This window comes from Pedobacter suwonensis (assembly GCF_900111825.1).
GTDB lineage: Bacteria > Bacteroidota > Bacteroidia > Sphingobacteriales > Sphingobacteriaceae > Pedobacter > Pedobacter suwonensis.
On the sequence record NZ_FOJM01000028.1, the window covers coordinates 1 to 21,447 of the forward strand.

Annotated in this window: 17 protein-coding genes; 4 read left to right on the forward strand and 13 right to left on the reverse strand. The window is 37.7% G+C overall.

Features of this window, described 5'->3' with window-relative positions; genetic code table 11:
- Positions 1 to 219, forward strand: a 219-nt coding sequence (locus BM107_RS24985; protein WP_208864459.1) for a hypothetical protein, incomplete at its 5' end; no start/stop codon positions are given.
- Positions 220 to 795: 576 nt separating this feature from the next.
- On the opposite strand, the gene BM107_RS23850 is transcribed toward BM107_RS24985, so the two are convergent.
- From BM107_RS23850 to BM107_RS23870, 5 genes are all read right to left on the reverse strand, one after another.
- The gene (locus BM107_RS23850; protein WP_090988094.1) at positions 796 to 2,406 is read right to left on the reverse strand and encodes a gliding motility protein RemB; all 1,611 of its coding nucleotides are present in this window, start codon (positions 2,404 to 2,406) and stop codon (positions 796 to 798) included.
- Position 2,407: 1 nt separating this feature from the next.
- On the reverse strand, positions 2,408 to 4,348 hold the full coding sequence (locus BM107_RS23855; protein ID WP_208864460.1) for a polysaccharide biosynthesis protein: 1,941 nt from the start codon (positions 4,346 to 4,348) through the stop codon (positions 2,408 to 2,410).
- Positions 4,349 to 4,476: 128 nt separating this feature from the next.
- Complete coding sequence (locus BM107_RS23860) at positions 4,477 to 5,385, reverse strand: sugar phosphate nucleotidyltransferase (RefSeq protein ID WP_090988099.1); 909 nt, start codon at positions 5,383 to 5,385, stop codon at positions 4,477 to 4,479.
- 1,466 nt (positions 5,386 to 6,851) lie between these two features.
- Complete coding sequence (locus tag BM107_RS23865) at positions 6,852 to 8,240, reverse strand: undecaprenyl-phosphate glucose phosphotransferase (protein WP_090988101.1); 1,389 nt, start codon at positions 8,238 to 8,240, stop codon at positions 6,852 to 6,854.
- Between the two features lie 174 nt (positions 8,241 to 8,414).
- Positions 8,415 to 9,809 (reverse strand): UDP-glucose 6-dehydrogenase, encoded by a 1,395-nt coding sequence (locus tag BM107_RS23870; protein ID WP_090988103.1) that lies wholly within the window; start codon positions 9,807 to 9,809, stop codon positions 8,415 to 8,417.
- A gap of 235 nt (positions 9,810 to 10,044) precedes the next feature.
- Here BM107_RS23870 and gmd point away from each other — a divergent pair, with 235 nt between their 5' ends.
- The 3 genes from gmd to BM107_RS23885 are packed head-to-tail and all read left to right on the forward strand — an operon-like array spanning position 10,045 to position 13,176.
- Positions 10,045 to 11,157, forward strand: coding sequence for a GDP-mannose 4,6-dehydratase (gene gmd / locus BM107_RS23875; protein WP_090988105.1), 1,113 nt, complete (start codon positions 10,045 to 10,047; stop codon positions 11,155 to 11,157).
- A gap of 1 nt (position 11,158) precedes the next feature.
- Positions 11,159 to 12,091 carry a GDP-L-fucose synthase gene (fcl, locus tag BM107_RS23880; protein ID WP_090988107.1) on the forward strand — a complete coding sequence of 311 codons (933 nt, stop codon included), beginning with the start codon at positions 11,159 to 11,161 and terminating at the stop codon, positions 12,089 to 12,091.
- A gap of 5 nt (positions 12,092 to 12,096) precedes the next feature.
- Positions 12,097 to 13,176, forward strand: coding sequence for a mannose-1-phosphate guanylyltransferase (locus BM107_RS23885; RefSeq protein ID WP_090988109.1), 1,080 nt, complete (start codon positions 12,097 to 12,099; stop codon positions 13,174 to 13,176).
- A gap of 203 nt (positions 13,177 to 13,379) precedes the next feature.
- Here the strand turns inward: BM107_RS23885 and BM107_RS23890 are convergent, their stop codons facing one another.
- The 8 genes from BM107_RS23890 to BM107_RS23925 form a co-directional block, all read right to left on the reverse strand.
- Positions 13,380 to 14,492, reverse strand: a complete 1,113-nt coding sequence (locus tag BM107_RS23890; protein WP_090988111.1) for a DUF1972 domain-containing protein — start codon at positions 14,490 to 14,492, stop codon at positions 13,380 to 13,382.
- Complete coding sequence (locus BM107_RS23895) at positions 14,489 to 15,556, reverse strand: glycoside hydrolase family 99-like domain-containing protein (protein WP_090988113.1); 1,068 nt, start codon at positions 15,554 to 15,556, stop codon at positions 14,489 to 14,491. The genes BM107_RS23890 and BM107_RS23895 overlap by 4 nt, the downstream gene beginning before the upstream one ends.
- 91 nt (positions 15,557 to 15,647) lie before the next feature.
- A complete protein-coding gene (locus BM107_RS23900; RefSeq protein WP_090988115.1) occupies positions 15,648 to 16,556 on the reverse strand; it encodes a glycosyltransferase family 2 protein in 909 nt (302 codons plus the stop codon).
- A complete protein-coding gene (locus BM107_RS23905; RefSeq protein WP_208864461.1) occupies positions 16,549 to 17,493 on the reverse strand; it encodes an NAD-dependent epimerase/dehydratase family protein in 945 nt (314 codons plus the stop codon). The genes BM107_RS23900 and BM107_RS23905 overlap by 8 nt, the downstream gene beginning before the upstream one ends.
- Before the next feature lie 81 nt (positions 17,494 to 17,574).
- Positions 17,575 to 18,321, reverse strand: a complete 747-nt coding sequence (locus BM107_RS23910; protein WP_090988119.1) for a glycosyltransferase family 2 protein — start codon at positions 18,319 to 18,321, stop codon at positions 17,575 to 17,577.
- Positions 18,322 to 18,386: 65 nt separating this feature from the next.
- Positions 18,387 to 19,538: a glycosyltransferase family 4 protein gene (locus BM107_RS23915; protein WP_090988121.1), complete on the reverse strand. Its 1,152-nt coding sequence runs from the start codon at positions 19,536 to 19,538 to the stop codon at positions 18,387 to 18,389.
- An 82-nt stretch (positions 19,539 to 19,620) separates the two neighbouring features.
- Positions 19,621 to 20,829 carry a hypothetical protein gene (locus BM107_RS23920; RefSeq protein WP_139222334.1) on the reverse strand — a complete coding sequence of 403 codons (1,209 nt, stop codon included), beginning with the start codon at positions 20,827 to 20,829 and terminating at the stop codon, positions 19,621 to 19,623.
- Between the two features lie 101 nt (positions 20,830 to 20,930).
- The gene (locus BM107_RS23925) at positions 20,931 to 21,407 is read right to left on the reverse strand and encodes a serine O-acetyltransferase (protein ID WP_090988125.1); all 477 of its coding nucleotides are present in this window, start codon (positions 21,405 to 21,407) and stop codon (positions 20,931 to 20,933) included.
- Positions 21,408 to 21,447 lie beyond the last annotated feature (40 nt).

Sequence of the window (21,447 nt, forward strand, 5' to 3'; positions counted from 1 at the left end):
TATCAGGTTATTACAAATATAATTCGTCATTATAAGGTGGGATATGCGCGAGCCGAAGCAATCTATCATGTAATTTATGATCAAAAAAGATTGCTTCACCTCCCGGCGAAGTCCTTTCTTCAGTTCGCAATGACGAAGCGAAGAGCCAAAACTCAGGTTAAAACAGGAACTTTGTCTGTTAAAAATCGTGGTATATATTCCACGCTTGCGCATCAATAAATTAACGATTGCATCGTAACGCTATAACAATGATATTTAGCCGAAATAGCATGCATAGATTTCTCCCTTAGGGTAGAAAGGATGGCCATTCTATAAAATACAAATGATGATACAGTCTCCTCAGTTATCTTTTTCTCTCTAAGGTGAATAACGTGAGTGATGGATATTTATAGTTGACTATCAGGTTATTACAAATATAATTCGTCATTATAAGGTGGTACATGCGAGAGCCGAAGCAATCTATCATGTAATTTATGATCAAAAAAGATTGCTTCACTCCCGGGCGGAGTCCTTTCTTCAGTTCGCAATGACGAAGTCAAAAGCCACGCTTGCGCGCGTTTCTAACGCGTGCATCAATAAATTAACAATTGCATCGTAACGCTACAGCAATGAATTTAGTCGCAATAGTCTCCATAGATTTCTCCGTTAACGTCGAAAGGATAGCCATTCTATAAAATACAAATGATGATACAGTTTAGCAAAAAAGATTGCTTCACTCCCGGGCGGAGTCCTTTCTTCAGTTCGCAATGACGCAGTGAAGAGCCAAAACTCAGGTTAAAATAGCAATTCTGTCTGTTAAAAATCGTGGTATATATTTCTAAAACTGCTTCTGATACCGAAAGTGACTAAACTACTATTCTCAACAGCAGTAACATTACTTTCCTTTCGGAGCGTTCCGGCCAGTTCCAGGCGCAGGTTGTATTTTGGATTAAGAAGGTAAGAAACCTGGGCACGGGCATAATACAGATTCGTTTTGATCCCCTGGCCAATTTTGCTGCCGTACTCTACTGCGCGTGTATTGTAACTTTTAAAAATATCACCGCCATAATTTAGCCCGACAGGATCTTTACCATACCTCGAGTAAAGTGCTTCTCCCTGTACATCAAAACGCTTGTAACTGTAATTCAAAATTCCTAAAAATTCCCTGAAATTAGCGCCATAAGGGTGAGCAAGGGGCTGGTTGTAGTTGGCATAATTTGATAACCTGTCAAAATGGGCGTATGTATAAGGACGGGCCGTATTAAATTCTGCCAGATAATTAAGCCTTTTAACCTTGAAAAGATCTGAACCGCGCAATCCCAATTGAACGGCATATTTGTTGGCCCAGTACCCGTTTCCTGCAAAAAATTCTTTTGCGGTAAACTCATCAAACATAAACTGCCCGTAAAGAGCGGTATTTTTTAAAACTTCATATTTCACATTAAAACCTAACCTCATTTTATCGGGTGAGGTCGTATTGGTGTTTTCTACCGGTCTTAAAAATATAAAAGGATGTACGTAATTAAAATCAAAGCCACGTTTGCCTTCTACTTCAGCATCTGCCCAGGTAACGGCCTGAAAAAAACCTACCGAGAATTTTTTGGTCACATTCCAGTCTACATAATGTGCGGCCATCCATTTTCCCCGGTCACCCAGTCTGCGGTCTGTAGTCAGTTTTGGCGCCCCTGGATCAAGCATGTAGGCAAAAATGGTCTGGTACTGCACAGCACCAAGTGTGGCCCTTACCCTAAAAAACGAATAATTGGAAGATACATCCGAAAGGAGCATGGAACGGTAACCATCACCAATAAAGTTCTTGTCATACCCTAGTGATAGGTTAAGGTGTGCGTTAGGGGTATACGATAATAACGCCGTTACATATGACCAGTCTTGTTTATCCGTTCCTAATTTTCCGGAACCCTGACCCGGCACAACCTGATTGGCGACGATGTATCTATTGACGTAGTCAACAAATTTACCCTGGTTCTCAAATCCGTTCAGATAAAACGAAAACTGTTTACCTACGGTCCCGCCAACCTGGAAACCTCTGGTGTTCAACCAGGTACTTCGCTTACCACTAAAATCCCTACCGACTTGAAAATCAGGCAGAAAATCGGCGTAAACTTTATAATCCTCACCATTAAATTCTAATAAATGTTCACTGAACAGCTTTCTATGTACCCATGATCGTCTGTTTAGCGTATCTACACCAACTTTCATTAACGAATCGTAGTGAGTGTCAATTTCAGTTCCATCTGAATAAATCCCCTTGATCGAAGAATGGAACTTATTATCCTGACTATAAATCTGCTGATTTAATTTCTGGTAAAACTGGTAATCATAAGGAATATTAACATTTGGGGTAGACTGCCCCCAGGCACTGATCACAGAAAAGCTCAGAAAAGCAAGAAAAAAAACTTTCTTCATTTTATTTATTAATCAAATGGTCAAGCTCTTCGAATATCGAATTCATACTCTTAAACTCCGGTACCATTTTCTTCATATTGGTTACCACCTGCATATCATCATCCTGCTTAGCAGATTTGATCAGTTCGGCAATGTTGCTGGCCACCTCGTCAAATACATATTCCCTTACTCTGCCAATCATAATTTTATCATGATGGGTAGGCATCGTATTCTCATTGTCATTTAATAGTTCTTCGTAAAGTTTCTCTCCCGGACGAAGGCCTGAAAATTCTATTTTAATATCCACATTGGGCTCCAGACCAGCCAGTTTGATCATCTTTTTGGCCAGGTCAAAAATCCTTACCGATTTACCCATATCAAAAACAAATATTTCTCCTCCATTGCCCATACATCCCGCCTCAAGTACCAGTCTGCAGGCTTCGGGAATGGTCATAAAATACCGGGTGATATCTGGATGGGTAACGGTTACCGGCCCACCTTTTTCAATCTGTTGTTTAAAACGCGGAATCACCGACCCGTTAGATCCGAGTACATTGCCAAACCTGGTGGTGATGAACTTGGTCACCGGTCTTTTTTCAAGACGGTTAATATAACTGAGTCCATTACTGAAAAGAAAATCGCGCTGCCCCAATGAATTGTTAAGTGATTGCACATATATTTCTGCAATTCTTTTGGATGCGCCCATAATGTTTGTTGGATTAACCGCTTTATCAGTGGAGATCATCACAAACTTTTGCACCCCGTATTTCACGGCCTTATCAGCAACGGTTTTCGTACCCAGCACATTTGCCTTTATCGCCTCTGCAGGATTATCTTCCATTAAAGGCACATGTTTATACGCCGCGGCGTGATAAACGTAATCCGGCCTGTACATGTTAAATAACTTGTCCATGCGCTGTTCATCCCGCACATCTCCTACAAAAGATTGATAATTTTTAGTGCGGTCGTTTTCGTCAAGTTCCAGATAAAGTTCATGCAGCGCCGTTTCAGACTGATCACATAAGATGATCAGGCCGACATCGAATTTTGATAACTGCCTGACGATTTCACTCCCGATGGAACCCGCAGCCCCGGTAATCAGAATCCGTTTTTTATGCAGCATCTTTCCGATCCCTTCAATATCTATCCTGATCGGTTTCCTGTTCAACAAATCCTCAATATTCAATCCCTGAATTTGCCCAGGTTGTAGTTTCCCGTTTGTCCAGGCATTTGCTGGAGGAATGTTTAACACCTTAATATCATGCTCCAGGCATAGGTCTACAATCGCATCTCTTTTTTCAGCAGGGATGGTATAAGATGCAAAAATAATTTCGTCTATGGCATGCTTGGCAATCAAATGTCCAAGATTGCGGGCATCCATAATGCTTACGCCATCAATGGCCTTGCCTACCTTACGTTGGTCGTCATCAACAAAGGCCACAATGTTTTTATTAACCTTATCATCATGATCAAAAGTTCTTTTCGTAGCCATACCCGCTTCACCTGCACCATAAATGATGACCTTTTTTTTATCCAGTTTCAGATTTTTGATGTACATAAAAAAGTACTTGATAAAAACGCGGTACGTAATAAGAAAAACAAAGCTAAATAAGCCCGCTATAACCAATACCGTATTGGGTATAAGCGGCTTTTTCAGAAAACTGATCGCGATGAGGTTAATGATGAAATAAGCTCCGGTTGAGATCAAAACTGATGATAATATCCTGATGGAATCTTGTGCGCTTGTATACCTGATGATACCAGAGTAGCTCTTTGTACATAAAAATACGATCGAATTAATTAAGAGCAACAGCAATAAGTTATCTGACAACTGGTAGATATCCACTGATGTTAAGTTTAAATTAAACTTTAACATGTAGGCGAAAATCATCGCTACTGAACCACAGGTTAAATCAAGACTGAAAATAACCCAACGGGGGACGATATTAATTTGTGTAAACAATTTTTTATAGGCTAAGGTGTGTATTTAAAAGACAAACACCATGAGCAATAACCTTGCCAGTTATTAAACAATGGGCTGTATCCGTCCGGCGCAATAAATCAATGATTTACCGGAAATTCAATATACCCCTACGCCCAAAGGCTTTTTGGATAGTCTCCTTTTGAGGTCAGTTGCTCCAGTTCGGCCCGCACAATCTCAGCATCTTCTTTAAAAGTTACACCAAACCACCTCGCATCGGTTTTAACCAGGCTCACCACGCCTTCACCATCACTGATCAGTTTATCCACCACTTCCGGGATCAGAAATTCCGACTTCAAATCGCCATCATGCTGATCCAGGAATTTATCGTATTCACCTTCGCTCCATCTCACAAACGAGGGGGTAAAACAGAAAAAATTCATACTTACCGGTGTCAGTAAATCCATCTCCAACTCATCCCCTTCACTTACCCTAAACGCCTTACCATCACGTTTAAAAATCTCTTTCCGCTCGGTAATCCCGGTAATATAACCCGCTTCATCTACTTTTATTTCACCACGTGTAACTGCGCCGTGTTCACTGAGTGTATTTTTTAACTGGTAACCCAGGCAGGCGTATTTACCATCCTGAACCGCTTCAGTTAAAAATTCATATGCCTTTTTAAATGCATCCAATCCGTAAAAATCATCGGCATTGATTACCGCAAAGGGCGCATCAAGCACATCTTTGCAACACAATAAAGCATGCTGCGTTCCGTAAGGTTTAATACGGCCTTCAGGCACAACCCTTCCATTTCTAAATTTATCCAGGCTCTGGTAAACATATTCCGTTTTCACTTTACCCTGAAGCTTCGGCTCCATGGCCGCTTTAAAGGATTCGGCAAACTCATCCCTGATGATAAAAACAACCTTATCAAATCCGGCTTTAATGGCATCGAAAATAGAATATTCCATAATGGTTTCGCCTGACGGACCAAAAGATTCCGTTTGTTTAGCGCCACCGTAACGACTTGCCATGCCGGCTGCAAGAATGACCAAAGAAGGGTTGAGATTATTCATTTAGCTTTTTTTTTAAAAATATAACGCAAAAATAACAAATTAAACAAAATTAAAGGGCTTATACCTTAAAAAAGTTGCATTTATCCTGTATTAACGATTAAAAAAAACAAATTATTAACAATAACTTAATATTAAAAGCTGTTCCCCGATAAAATTTAAAAAAACACTTGACTAAAGTCATCAAGAATCCTAAAAACCATAAAAAACACAATTATTTAACCTGCAATTTCCCTGAAAAAGACCTTTAATTTTGGTATCTTCGCAGTATATTTATGTCGTTACCAATTGTTTGTCAAACAAAACTATTCTTATCATCATGGCAGTAGCAGAAGTGGTTAAAAAAGAGCATCAATGTCCTAAATGCAAGAGCGAACTGAACCGAATTCCGAGAAACTTCATTTTTAAAAAAATACTTCCTTTCATTCCCGTTAAACATTACATCTGTTACCGGTGCAAACGAAAATTTTATAGGATCGGTTCTTAAAATTAAAAAACCGCTTTTTTTTTAAGATCCATCTATCATATCATTTAGCGACCAGTTAAATCTCATCCCGGGCAACTCTGATCAAAATGCTCGCCATCAATCTACTAAAAATTTACTAAAACGTTTCAGTAAAACCTAAATAATAACTGCAACCTAACGAATCGATTTTTACCCGGTTCCGCAATCCGCATCGCTCATCCATCAAATGACTCCACTCAGTCGCTGCCTAAAATATTGAAATTTGAGGCAGGATTAGCCCTTTTCAAGGGAAATCGCTTTTAACTTTTCTCTGTTATTTCCAGCTCTTTCTGCATATGCCTAAGCATTATGTTTGCCACGGAAGCACGAAAAACACGGAAAAATTTTAATCTCCTCCGTGATTTCTGTGTTTCTGTGGCTGATTAATTTTTGCACGTCTTTAAAAGCAATATCCTGAGCCCTTAGCTTTTAAATGAAAATGTTATCCATTCATACTGGTAAGGATAAAGTACCAATTTTTAGTATTATTCAACTTGAGTTAAACGGTTTGACTTCGTGCAACATTCCCTGAAATAAATCCAATGGATATCGGATCAGGGAAACGATAAATGGACAGTAAATGCTGAATCCACCTCATCATTGATTTTAAGCAGCCTGTGATGTGTAAGGCAGGTAGCCACAAGCCTTACTCAAAACCCTTAAGTTGATGATCGGAAGTAAAATAAATCTAAAGAAAGACTCACCGGGCAAATTTGCTGAACACTGGTAAGCGAAAAAATATTGAAATTTGAGGCAGGATTAGCCCTTAGCAAGGGAATCGCTTTTAACGTTTCTCCGTTAATTCCAGCTCTTACTGCATATGCCTAAGCGTTATGTTTGCCACGGAAGCGCGAAAAACACGAAAAATTTTAATCTCCTCCGTGATTTCTGTGTTTCTGTGGCTAATTAATTTTTGCACGTCTTTAAAAGCAATATCCTGAGCCCTTAGCTTTTAAATGAAAATTTAATAAGCATTGTCTTCACCCCTGAACACATTGATAATGGTCATAAAAATGATTTTCACATCAAGCATGGCTGTCCAGTTTTCGAGGTAAAAAATATCAAATTTTACCCTGTTTTCCATGGCATCATTCTCCTTGGTTTCGCCCCTGAACCCGTTCACCTGCGCCCAGCCGGTTATTCCTGGTTTTAAAAAGTGGCGAACCATAAACTGGTTAATGATCTTCTTATATTCTTCTGTATGTTTCAACATGTGCGGCCTGGGGCCAACCACACTCATGGAACCGAAAAAAACATTAAAAAACTGGGGCATTTCATCCAGGCTGGTTTTACGCAGGAAGTGCCCGATTTTGGTAATCCGGTCATCATCTTTGGTGGCCTGTTTTTTGTCACTGTCCTTGTTTACTTTCATGCTCCTGAACTTCCAGCACCAAAAAGGCTCGTCATTTCTGCCACTGCGCAGCTGCTTGAACAGCACTGGCCCGGGGCTTTGCATTTTAATCAATATCGCTATGATCGGATATAACCAGCTCATGACAAATACAATCACAAAAGCGCTGAATATCACATCAAAAGCACGTTTTTTGAAGCGGTTACCCATGATCTCCAGGGGTTCATTTCTCAGGGTAATCATCGGAAATTCTCCCCCCATATACGATATGGTATAAGGGGCCGCCAAAGCGCCACCAATATCGGGCACAAACTTTAACCGCACACACTGCTGATCTGCAACAGCTACCAATCTGCTTACATCATTCATCCGGTGCGGTGCGATAGCCACATAAATCTCTTTCACGCCAGACTCTACCGCTGTTTGTATTTTTGCCGATATCCTGTCGTTGCCATCCATCGAATCGTATATATCCTCATCATCGCCCACAAATCCAAACAAATTTAAACTTCTCTGCTTATGAATATAGTCTGATAACCTGATTGCCGTTGCATTCGACCCCATAACGGCCACTTTCTTGGCAGCATTAAATTTGTTGATCACCACGTATTGAATAAACGTGCCTATAAACCGGTTAAGAATAAATGCGCTAACCAATCCGATATAAAAAACAATTAAAAAAGTTCTTGAAAACTCATATTCTGCCGAAAACAACAGGTAGGAAAGGTATAACACAAAATGCAGCGCTAAGGTACGGTAAGTACCCCTGTAAATGCGCTCCAGTTTTCGTGCCCCATAAGAAGAATAAAGCCCGAATATGGCAGAACCGAAAAGCCAGATCAAATTGTAAACCACCACATGGTGTTTATCCATTTCATTGTGTACATTTTTACCTAATAAAGGTGTAACATGATAAGCAGCAAAGTACACTACATTAAGCATAATTAAGTCAGTAACTGGCAAAATATACTTTAGCAGGTATAAGTATCGCGTTGGGGTCATACTTAAGGAATGGGATTAGACAAATTCAAATTTAAACAAATCTTCAGGACTAAGCGCAATTAGAAATAAAAACTAATTGATATTTGTAACATAAATAATCGCACGCTCCGCAACTGGAAATTGATGTGTAAAAACCAACAGCTGCTATTTTTAATCTCAAGGTAAACGGAATGGCTACACGCCAATTCCGTTTACCTGAAAACCGATTTCCCTAAGCGCTTTATGATCCAGCACATTTCTACCGTCAAAAATCTTCGCCGGTTTCAGCATTTTAGCGTAGATTTTTTGCCAATCGTAGTTTTTAAACTCATCCCACTCGGTTAAGACGGCTATGGCATGTGCGCCATCACAGGCCTCATAAGGATCCTGATATACGCTTACGCCATTCCGGTTTGATTCAACTGACCGGGTTTCCAGATATTCCAGATCATGGTAGATCTGCTCTGTTTGTACCTTAGGATCATACACCTGAATAAACGCCTGTTCGTTCAACAGTTCATCGGCTACATATATTGCAGCAGATTCCCTTGTATCGTTGGTATCTTTTTTAAAGGCCCAGCCCAAAAAAGCAATTTTTTTACCAGAAACGGTATTGTAAAGGCTCTTTACAATGTTTAAAGCAAAACGTTTTCGCTGGTGATTGTTCATAATAATCACCTGTTCCCAGTAGTCGGCTACTTCCTGTAAACCAAATGACCTGGAAATATAGACTAAATTGAGGATATCCTTTTGAAAACACGAACCGCCAAAACCTACAGACGCCTTTAAGAATTTTGGCCCGATGCGGCTATCTGTACCAATCGCCCTTGAAACTTCATTGATATTGGCCTCCGTTTTTTCACAAAGTTCGGATATCGCATTGATGGAGGATATTCTCTGGGCTAAAAACGCATTGGCCACCAGCTTGGAAAGCTCTGAAGACCACACATTGGTGGTGAGGATCCGTTCCCTTGGGATCCAGTTGGCGTAAACATCTACAAGCGCAGCAATGGCCTCCTGGCCTTCTTCAGAATCATCACCGCCGATTAATACGCGATCAGGACTCAACAGGTCTTCCACTGCCGTACCTTCCGCTAAAAATTCGGGGTTAGATAAAACCTGGAATTTAACGCCACTGCCCGTGTTATGAAGAATATCACGTACCGCTTCAGCCGTACGAACAGGTAAAGTTGATTTTTCTACAATAATTTTATCGGAAGTAGATACCCTTGCAATTTGTCTGGCACAAAGCTCTATCCATTTTAAATCAGCGCCCATTCCCTTACCAGAACCATAGGTTTTGGTTGGTGTGTTTACGGAGATAAAAACCATTTCCGCTTCAGCAATGGCCTGATCTACATCCGTTGAAAAAAACAGGTTCCTTCCCCTGGCTTCGGCAACAACCTCACTTAAGCCGGGCTCGTAAACCGGGATATTATTTACATCAGGATCGTTCCAGGCGGCAATACGTGCTTCATTCAAATCAACGATGGTAACTTTAATATCCGGACACTGTTTTGCTACCACAGCCATAGTAGGGCCGCCAACATAGCCTGCACCTATGCAACAAATGTTTGTAATTTTTCTCATTTAATGGTTTATTAGATTGAATTGGAATAGATATGTAAAGGTAATTTCTTTTTTAACCTTAATAAACTTTTTTTAAAAAAACTTAGTGTAAGATATACACGATGTGTAAATTTTAAATTGAAATGAATATATTTACAGCGAATATTTTACATTGTTTCAAGAATACGTAACTACAAGTGTTGAAGTGTAAAATATCTCCTTGCAAACACAGAAAACTCTCAATAAAAACAAATTAATGAAAAAAGCCCTTATTACTGGAATTACTGGTCAGGACGGATCTTATTTAGCCGATTTATTACTTAAAAAAGGCTATGAAGTACACGGAATTAAACGTCGCAGCTCATTATTCAACACCGACAGGATTGATCATCTGTATCAAGACCCTCATGAAAGTAATGTACGTTTTATTTTGCATTACGGAGATTTAAGTGATTCAACGAACCTCATCCGCATTATTCAACAAGTTCAGCCCGATGAAATTTACAATCTGGGTGCAATGAGTCACGTACAGGTAAGCTTCGAAACACCAGAGTATACCGCGAATGCAGATGGAATTGGAACGTTAAGAATTCTTGAAGCAATCCGAATCCTGGGATTGGTTGAGAAAACTAAAGTTTACCAGGCATCTACTTCTGAACTCTATGGATTGGTACAAGCGGTACCACAATCTGAAACCACCCCATTTTACCCACGTTCGCCATATGCAGTGGCAAAAATGTATGCTTACTGGATTACGGTAAACTACCGGGAAGCTTATGGAATCTATGCTTGTAACGGTATTTTATTCAATCACGAAAGCCCACTACGGGGCGAAACCTTCGTAACGCGTAAAATAACAAGAGGAACGGCAAAAATTGCATTAGGCATGCAAGACAAGTTACACTTGGGGAATCTGGATGCAAGAAGAGACTGGGGCCACGCAAAAGATTATGTAGAGGCCATGTGGTTAATCCTGCAACAAGAAAAACCAGAAGATTTTGTAATTGCAACCGGTGTGACCACTACAGTAAGGGATTTTATTAAAATGGCTTTTAACGAGGTGGGCATTACGCTAGAATTCAAGGGAGAAGGTGTAGATGAAAAAGCTTACGTAGTTTCTTGTAATAACCAGAATTTTCAGGTAGAGATTGGCAAAGAAGTGGTAGCGGTAGATCCACGTTATTTCCGCCCTACAGAAGTGGAGTTATTAATCGGCGATCCGGCTAAATGTAAAGAAAAACTAAACTGGTCACCTAAATATGATCTTGCCGGGTTAGTGAATGATATGATGACATCTGATGTAAAACACTTCCAGAAAGAAAGAATGTTAAAAGAAGCCGGATATTCTGTTAAAAATCAATTTGAATAAAATGGACCAATCTGCTAAAGTTTACGTTGCAGGGCATAATGGAATGGTGGGTTCTGCAATTGTAAGGAAATTAAAGGCTGAAGGATTTAGCAATATCATTGTTCGTTCCTCAAAAGATTTGGATTTAAGAGATCAGCAAGCGGTTGCAAGCTTTTTTGAAATGGAGAAACCGCAATATGTTTTCCTTGCAGCCGCTAAAGTTGGGGGTATATTGGCGAACAACACCTATCGTGCCGACTTTCTATATGAAAACCTGATGATTCAGAATAACATCATCCACTCCTCATATCTGAATAAAGTGACCAAGTTGATGTTTTTAGGTTCGTCTTGCATTTACCCTAAAATGGCGCCACAGCCTCTTAAAGAAGATTATCTTTTAACAGGTGAGTTGGAACCCACAAATGAACCTTATGCTATAGCTAAAATTGCAGGGATTAAGTTATGTGATGCCTACCGTGCCCAATACGGTTGTAATTATATCTCAGTGATGCCAACTAATCTTTATGGCCCTAACGACAATTATGATTTAAATAATTCTCACGTTTTGCCGGCCCTGATTAGAAAAGTAATTTCAGCAAAGAACAATAATGACTCAAACGTAACCATTTGGGGTACTGGTACGCCAAGAAGAGAGTTTTTGCATGTCGATGATTTAGCTGATGCATGCTTTTTTCTAATGCAAACCTATGATGAACCTGGATTGGTTAATATCGGTGTAGGAGAGGATATTACCATTTTAGAACTCGCACAATTAATCGCCAAGGTGGTTGGCTATACCGGAGAGATTATTACCGACCAAACTAAACCTGACGGAACACCCCGTAAACTCATGGATGTTCAGAAATTGAATGAAAAGGGTTGGAAGGCTAAAATATCTTTAGAGTCGGGAATCCGAAATGTTTATAATGATGTAAAAGACTTAAACTGGAATTAACGCACGTGGATAAAAATAATTTTGTGTTAATTATGGCCGGCGGCGTTGGAAGCCGCTTTTGGCCTAAAAGCCGTAATGATTTTCCTAAACAATTTTTGGATATCTTAGGCATCGGCAAGTCTTTGCTGCAACTAACCTATGAGCGCTTTCTTAAGCTATGTCCGGCAAAGAACATTTTCATTGTCACAAACAGTCAGTATCAGGATATTATTTTGCAACAGCTGGAAGGAATAAGCCCGGACCAGATCATCTGTGAACCAAGCCGCAATAATACTGCGCCCTGTATTGCTTATGCCTCCTTTAAGGTAAATTCACTGAATCCTGACGCAAACATAGTGGTGGCTCCTTCTGATCATTTTATTTTATACGAAGATATCTTTATTGAAAAAATCAGGCAGGCTTTAGCGTTCACGGATAAAAATGAAGCGCTACTTACCCTCGGGATAACCCCCACCAGGCCCGACACAGGTTATGGTTATATCAAATATGAAACTGATGAAGCAGGAGGTGTGCATAAAGTTACCGAATTTAAAGAAAAGCCATCTGCATCAAAAGCACGGGAATTTCTATCTGAAGGAAACTATGTATGGAATGCCGGCATTTTTATTTGGAAGGTCAGCTCCATTTTAAAAGCCCTTAAACAACATTCTGTCGAAATCTATAACATATTCGAAGCAGGTAACAATCTTTATAATACCGTAAATGAACGTGCATTTATAGATACTCATTATCCAAATTGCCCAAACATTTCTATTGATTACGCAATTATGGAACGCGCAGAAAATGTTTATACGATACCGGCAGAGTTTGGATGGTCTGACTTAGGTACCTGGGCCTCCCTTTACGAGGCAGCAAACAAAAATGAAGAAAACAATGTAATTGCCGCAAGTCAGATTGACATTAGGGAGACCACAAATAGCATCATCCATATTAACGGGGAGAAATTGGCCGTGATCAGGGGGTTGGATGATTTTATCATAGTTGATGAGGGTAATGCATTATTAATTTATCCAAAGTCTAATGAGCAAGAAATTAAAGAGGTAGTTAAGAACATGGGGTTAATACATGGCGACCGCTTCAATTAAAAATAGCTTTTAAGCTAAAGCTGTTTATTCAAACAATTTGCAGAAATAAAAAAAGCAAGTCTAGATATTAGACTTGCTTTTTTTATAAGCCTGCTGGCCATATCAAAAAAATCAACGTTAGCCAGAATAACTTTTATTGCATAGCACATTTTATATCGGCATGATAAAATCATGATCGGACTGATCAGCTAAAATCGTAAGCGCTATTTAAACCTGTTAAACTTAGCTTCAACCGCTTCCAAATGTTGAGCATATTGATCAACGATGATATTCCAGTCGTAGATATTAACAATTTTATCAGCGTTATTTTTAGTTTTTAGCTGATACACCGGCTCCTGGCAAACCACTCGCTCTAAGTGTTGTTTTACCTCTGTTGCTTCATTGAAGTAAATGGCATCGTCTTCTAAAATATATCGATTGAAGGGATTATCATTAGCACAAATCAAACTGTTAGACGCCATCGCTTCTAACAGCGATGGATTGGTTCCGCCCACCGTATGGCCATGAAAGTAAAGGTTCGAGTAATATCTCAAATTGTTCAACACTTCAATATCATAAATACCACCAACAAACTGAATTTGAGGTTGCAAAGAATATTTTTCTTTTAGAAAAGCGCCATATTTCGTGTTATGCTTGCCCACAACTAAAAATGGCCGTTGCAAATTGGCTAACACTACACCATCAAGGATGGTTTCGATGCTATTCTCAGGTTCTAACCTGGCAATTAGCATATCATAGAGATATGGGCTTAGCCCATATGGCTTTAACTGTTCAATATTTGGTTTTTCAAATAGTGTTGCGCCGTATGCAATAAATGTAGAATCTTTCTGATATTTATCTTTCAGATAATTCTGTATGCCGATTGAATCTGAAATCAAATGATCGCTATACTTTACACCCAGTTTTTCAGCCCAGCGCAGAAATTTTTTAACCTTACTGGAGTACTTTGTTCGTTTCCACTCTAATCCATCCATGTTCGTGGTAACCACACTATTTTTTGGCATCAGTTTCCCCCATACAGAACTGCTGGTATAACCTAATTGTAAGATCACATCACATTGCTGTTTTCGTACATCTAAAATGCAATTAAGGTCATATATAAATTGGCCGGCGGTGCCTATTTTATCCTCTGGATCATAACAATGAACTATCTTTACATTATTCCATTCCTTTTCCTGATAAGGGTGGTTATGACTATTGTAGACAATCACGTCAAACCCCTTTTTAACCAAACCTAAGGCTAAATATTCAGCACATTGTTCAAATCCGCCATAATGATTTGGGATACCACGCGTTCCTAAAATTGCAACTTTCATTTAGTTTGTATTTTTTGTTTAGCTTTTCTAAGCCCTTCAAGAAGCTGATTGCCAAAGAGTTTAGACGGCGTTAGCCAGCCCCCTTCGCCATATTCATTCCATGCATAAATCAGTGCTATCCGTTCTTTTGTTAAATACGTCTGATTTACACTCATCCAACTAAGCATAGCGGAAACAGACATTTCAACACTATGACCTGAAAAGCCAGTAAATCTTTTAATTTTATTTTCGTTCCCCGGACGCCATGGTCTTGGATCCCAATTCAGTGTAGTAACGGGTATGAACTGATTTGTTTTAACTTTAGTTAAATCCCAAACCTTATGCTCTGCATCAATCATAGCAGTAATTGGCGTTATCGTATCATTTGTTTTTAAACCCGAATCATGATAATTATAACCCGTAAAAATATCGAATCCTGCAGCTTTAGCGTTAGCCGACAAAACATTATCATTTGGATCAGATAGGTTTACCGCAAGCGATATACCCGCAAAACCGGCTGCTTTCGCTTTGGCTCTGAAATTCGTTATCGAATCAGCAAGTGCTTTCACCGAACCAAATTCCTGTAATAGTGTTCCAAACGTAAAAAAAGTCAATAATGGTTTTTGATTTGTTTGTAAATAGCGTTTATTTTTAAACAGCCTAATCCATTCAGCAGTAGCGGTGTTCCAGTTCTTCGGCGTTATTAAATAAGGCGGATGATTGGCCACCAGGATTGAGAACTTCATTTTACTCTTGAGCTGTGATTTCATGAAAAGCGCAAGAGCATTATTTAAGGGTTCATCGTCGGCTGATTTTTCACGAGGCAAATACCAACAAAAACTAAAAAAATCTATTCCATTGCGATCTGCCAGCTGAATTTGCTGATCCATAATAGATGCTGTACTTGTAATCCAGCCCCATTTCGGCTCTCGTTCCAAATAGCGAACTTTTAAACTATCGGTCACCATGTTTGTGCTCTTTCCGTTCCATCCATCAAAATAATATGCACCTAGGGTAACCGGACTCTTTTGAGCATATAGCGCCGTACTGCAAAAAATAATACTAATTATTATTAAAAACTTCATAGTAAATTTAAACCTACATTAATGGAATTCACTGTCTTATAATACACAAACAAAGGAATATTTATTTTAATTTTCAATTCACCATAAATCATTAAATATTAAATTTCCTTTTTAGATGTTTTAATGGAGAAAAAAGCGATGTTATAATCATTAGGTAATAAGCTGTTGGAGAATAATAAACACCTATACTTTTTTTAATATCACTTTTCTCAAAATTGTCAAGTCTTGCGATAACCGTTTTAAAGTATCGGACTGCTATATAATTTAGAAGTAAGTCATTTTTTATTTTGTCAAATGTTTTATGACTAATCTTCCCCGCATCATATTCAACTTTAATTAAACTAACAAAATCAACGGCGAAAACTTTAAAAATATTATAGCCACCTTTTTTGGGTATGTGCTGATTATCAAAAACATTTAGGTCATTAATAATAAAATTAACCTTATCAGATTGCGTCACTAATAAAGATGTTTGAGGAAAATATTCATTTATTTTTAATGACCCCTGTACTTTATCAAAATCATCTTTCCAAATGCCAAACCCCGTACTCCATGAAGAAAAATAAGATAGCGCATGCATAAATTTATCATATGAATCATATTTCCTAACGGCATTGTACTGTTTTAGGCCATCGGTATAGAAAATTATAGGCTTACTGGTTAAATTTTCCTTTACTTCCTCAATCATTTCTTTAAGAGAATTTCTCTTCAGCATTGTATAATTATTATGCAACTTTAAAAAATGACCGTTTCCGAATTTCAACACGTTAAAAGAATTTAAAAACCCCGTTGTGTTAGTTGGATAATAGTACAAATTCTTATATGAAAACTTCTCAATGATTCCCCTGGCACTTTGATTGGGCTCGTTATCAGAAATGACAACTTCAAAATCATCTAAATCCACTTCTTTGTCGGCATAAATGCTCTCAATCGTTTTTTGTAAAATTTCCAGCCTGTTGAATGTAGGGATACAAAAAGAAATATAAGGTTTGTTAAGCATCTCTTTTTACAGTTTTTTCTATATAGTTTAAAAATTTTTCCATCCCAATTTCTAAGGGGGTATGTTTTACTTTTATAAGCGTATTCAATTTTGAAATATCTAAAACCATTCTTGCAACGTCAACCGCCCTGCTATTTTCGTATCTTACATTTATTTCTCGCCCAACAGCTTGTTTTAGATGGTCAATAACGTTATTAACCGATATTCCCTCACCACTGCCAATATTAACAACCTCATTAATCACATGGTTGTTTATGAGTTGGTAAAAAGCATCTACCAGGTCATCAATGTAAATATAATCACGCACACTATTTCCATCACCCCATATCACGATTTCTTCCTGAGCTAAGATTTTACCAATCATCACCGCAATCAGGCCTTGGTTTGCATATAACATTTGACCAGGTCCATAAGGGTTTGACGGACGGACTATCAAATAATTAAGATTCTCTACGCGGTTTTCAAACAAAATACTATTTTCTATGATCTGTTTAGATAATCCATAGTATGAGATAGGCGCAAGCGGATCCGATTCGTTAAATGCTGAATTTATATCATTCCCATAAATAGTGCCTCCTGATGAAAAATAAACAAATTTAGTTTTCCGTTCTGCACATAACTTCATGAGCATAATTGTTGGAAAAATAACACTTTCAAATTCCTTCTTATAATCTTCATAGCGACTTCCTGGTATCAGTGTGGATACTAAATGAACAACGATGTCGATATGATGCTCATTTAGTACCGCACTCAGTAAATCACTATCTGATAACCCACCTCTTAAAATGATCACTTTATTCTCGTATTTGTCTAAACGAGATAAATTAGCCATAGCGGGTTCATATACATAAACCTTATATTCTGGGTTATCAACAAAAGTACTTATCAGATTACTACCAATAAAACCTGCACCTCCTATGAAAAGGATATTCATCATATTAATTTTTTTTAATTACTGATCATAAATTAATGTATTTGACTATGCGATATGAAAATCGGTTATGCCGATAGCTTTCGGTCATATTGGTTTTCTTAATTTGAAAAGCGTATATCCCATGTAATCTCTAAAAAATAAAAACAGGTTAAATAGTGTTGGTACAGTTTTGTGTTGCTTTCTTATTCTATAAGTTTCTTTAATAGCTTTTAATGAAAAACTCATTCCGCCAACTTCCATTTTTGCTATAACTTTGGGCAAAAAATAACTTCTTAGGTTTGGTCCTTTTCTAAGTAGTAATTCATAATCAGCACATATTTTATACTCCAGATTGTAATAACCAACGGTTTCAAATAAGGTCTGCTTGTTATGAAGTGATCCTACATGTGCTGCTGAATTCATTCGTCTCATCAGTTTCCATTCCGCACCCTTGCCCAGTAATTTTAATACTACGCCTTCACTATTCACAAAATGATTATGTGCAGAGATGTAATCATAAGATGATGAATTTTCAGAACTCAAAAATTTAAGAAAATTGGATAAAGCATCCGGTAATAGAGAATCGTCGGCACCGAGGAACATTATCCACTGGCCTTTAGCTACAGCAATTCCTTTATTCCAGGCATCGTAAATTCCTTTGTCCCGTTCGCTAATCCAATAGTCAACATAAACATTATGCCTTTTAATAATATCGATGGTCCCATCAGTTGAGCCACCATCAATGATGATAAATTCAACCTCGTCCGTCTTTTGAGCACCTATGGAAAGGATTAAACTCTCGAGATGGCTGGCTGCGTTGTAGGTTGCGGTAACTATAGATATTTTCTTCATTAGAAAGTTTGCATTAAGTTTTAGTTTGAGTTAAGAGCACATTGAATTAAGCAATGAAATAGTTTTTAATCGCCTCTCCTGGGCAAATTGCTTAAAAAATTTTCCGCATATTTCTCAACTGTATATTTCGTCAAAATGCTCTTTTGTCCACCTATTAGTAAAGAATGATATAACGATGGGTCTTTAATTAGCATTAATATTTTATCTGCAAGAGATTCAAAATCACCTAAATACAATAGGCCATTTTCCATATGATTAATTAGCTCGCTTGTCCCCGCTGCATCATAGCCAATTACTGGTGTTCCAAAAGCCATACTTTCAAGTGTAACGCGTCCCATACCTTCATTTTTAGAACAAACAAGAACAATGTCAGACTCTTCAAACAGCTTCCTTGGCGAAGGTATGTATCCTGTAAAAACCACACTATCTTGAAGATTCCTTGAATATACGTAATCTTCAAGAAAATTAAAATAGGGCCCACTTTTACCACCTGCTACATTAAGAACGATTTCATATCCCTCACTTATCAATAAATCAACTGCTTTGATGGCATCAATTTGGTTCTTAGTTTCATCTAAAACACCCATAATTAACAGCCTTACTGGGGGTTTCATTTTCACTAGGCTCACAGTGGTCACATCTTTTTCATGAACGACACCGTTATATAATATGGTTGTGTTAGCAGAAATATTACGATCCACTATGCATGCTTGGTGGATTGCCTTGGAAATGGCGATTATTTTAAAAGATTTATTCGCCCAATACCTTAAATACTTAACACCAAAATTATATTCAAGTCGGTAGTCATCATAAAGAAACTCACGAAAATGCCAGACGTGAGGCTTTCTAATAATAAAACTGATATATGCGCCCAAACACATACAAGACGAATTCGAATGTATGATTTTAACTCTATTTAATATCGCAAAAACAGCTATCATTGATGCGATAATAAAATTATAAATGAACTCAAGCACAAAAAAAGCCTTTGTTTTAATCAACTTCGAACTGCGAGCATGAACATCTAATCGATAAGGGATATTATAACATTTCACTCCCATTTCCTTCAATTCTGATTTCAATGAAGGGTTTTCATACTTATAACCTCGACAAATAACGATCCAATCCAATGTTCCTTTTGTACCCTGGATAAGATTTAATAGAGACCGATTCGCTCCATATAATGTCGAAAGATGGGTTACTGTGAGGATTTTCATCTAATATATATTTATTGTTTGCAACTTTTCAGTCGACTCTTTTACTATTTAGAAAATGCAGTAAATCGATAGACCACTTTAACTAAATCCTTTTTAATTTCGAACGCTGCTCCTTCGCTGGATTATTATCTAATCTGAGATCAGCCTCTCTTAAAAATTTAAAACTCATACCACAAACAAATGGAATAATCCAGCTTTCCCAAAAAGGATATGCTCTTTGTACAAACGCAATAGCGAGTAATGCAAGAAATAACATATTATATCTTCGATCTAATGGTCTCTTGTTTGCTAATAGGAAATAAAAGATAGCAAATAAGATTAAAGGTATTAAACCAAATTTAATGGTAAACACCTGCCAACCCGCACCGAGATCCTCATCTTTGTACTTTCCCGCAGGCCACCCCCACCATATCTTGTTACTTGTAACCATTTCCTCAAATAGATCATCGGCAGCTGTCGATGTCCTATTGTTTCCAACAATACCCTTTTCATCATCAAGTTGCAGCCTATCTACAATTAATACATTCAATAAATTATCGCCGTTATTATAAAACCTGGCACCAGCGAAAACTGAACCTAAAAACAAAGAAACATAGAGGATGAATTTTAGAAAAGATTTTCTTTGAGCAATTAATGAAAATACATAAGCAATCGCGACTAAAACATAACCAGCAAGTGAAAGAGTAAAAAATTCTACGATTAACATTACCCAAACCTGCCATTTAGTCAAGTCAAATTTAAAAGCATAGAGGAAAAATGCCAATATCATCCCCAAATGACCTGGCTCTAAGAAAATCGAGTTAAAGCGTATATCATAGAACTGGCCTTTAATAAAAAAGACGTAATTTGTATAAACATACATTTCCCAGGTTTTGTTCTCAATCTGTCCAAGATTGGGAAGATCAATAAAAAATGAAAGCAAAAATAATCCCAGTGATGGAATCAAAATAAATAGCCACCAACGCGTAATAACATTCAGGGCATAAATTTTGAATGCCCTGGGCGTAGTAAGGAAGACCAATATGGGAAAAAAATTACAGATCAATCCTAGTGCATTACTTAAATCTTTTGCAAATCCCAAACCAAAGACTGCTACCAAAAAGACAAAAATAGGTAGTAAATTTGCACTTAAATTGAGTTCATTTCTAAAAAATACAATATAGAACGTTGTAACAAACACAAAAACAATTGTTACTAAATTATTCATATCCCAGGTGAACCAGGCATTTAAAGAGCGTAAAAACATGAAGAAGAGAACAAACAAATAGGCATTGCGAACTATTTTTTTCATCTTTTAATTGTTTTTGCTAACTTTTAAATTCATAATACTATTAACTTAGAAATGAATGGTTAAATAGAAATACCGATCTCTATCTTGAATTATAATGAAAATTATAATTTCTCATTAACCCTGAAGCCATTCCGTTTAATAATATATCCTGGATTTCCAACTATTACACAGTTATCAGGTACATTTTTCGTGACTACAGAACCTGCTCCAATAACCACATTATTACCTACATTAATATCCCCTAAGACAATCGCATTTGCACATATCTTTACATTATTTCCGATTGTAGGTTTCTTAGAGGTACCGGATTCACTTTTCCCTATGGTAACATTATGCCAAATTTGAACATTTATACCAATTTTCTTCGCATTTACAATTGTTGAAAAGCCATGTTGAATAATTAATCCCTTACCAATTTCGCTTGAAGGAGTATCAAAATAGAGGGATTCCCTACCATTTGCTAAGAAAGAAAACAGTTTAGAAATTTTACCAATCCTATAGTAGAACACGCTTCTATATTCAGGAAGGTTAAACAATAACCATGTAAAATTTTTAAAGGAATCCTCCTCTACATGCATGATTGTCCTAATCCACAAATTTCTTTCATACCTAAGAATA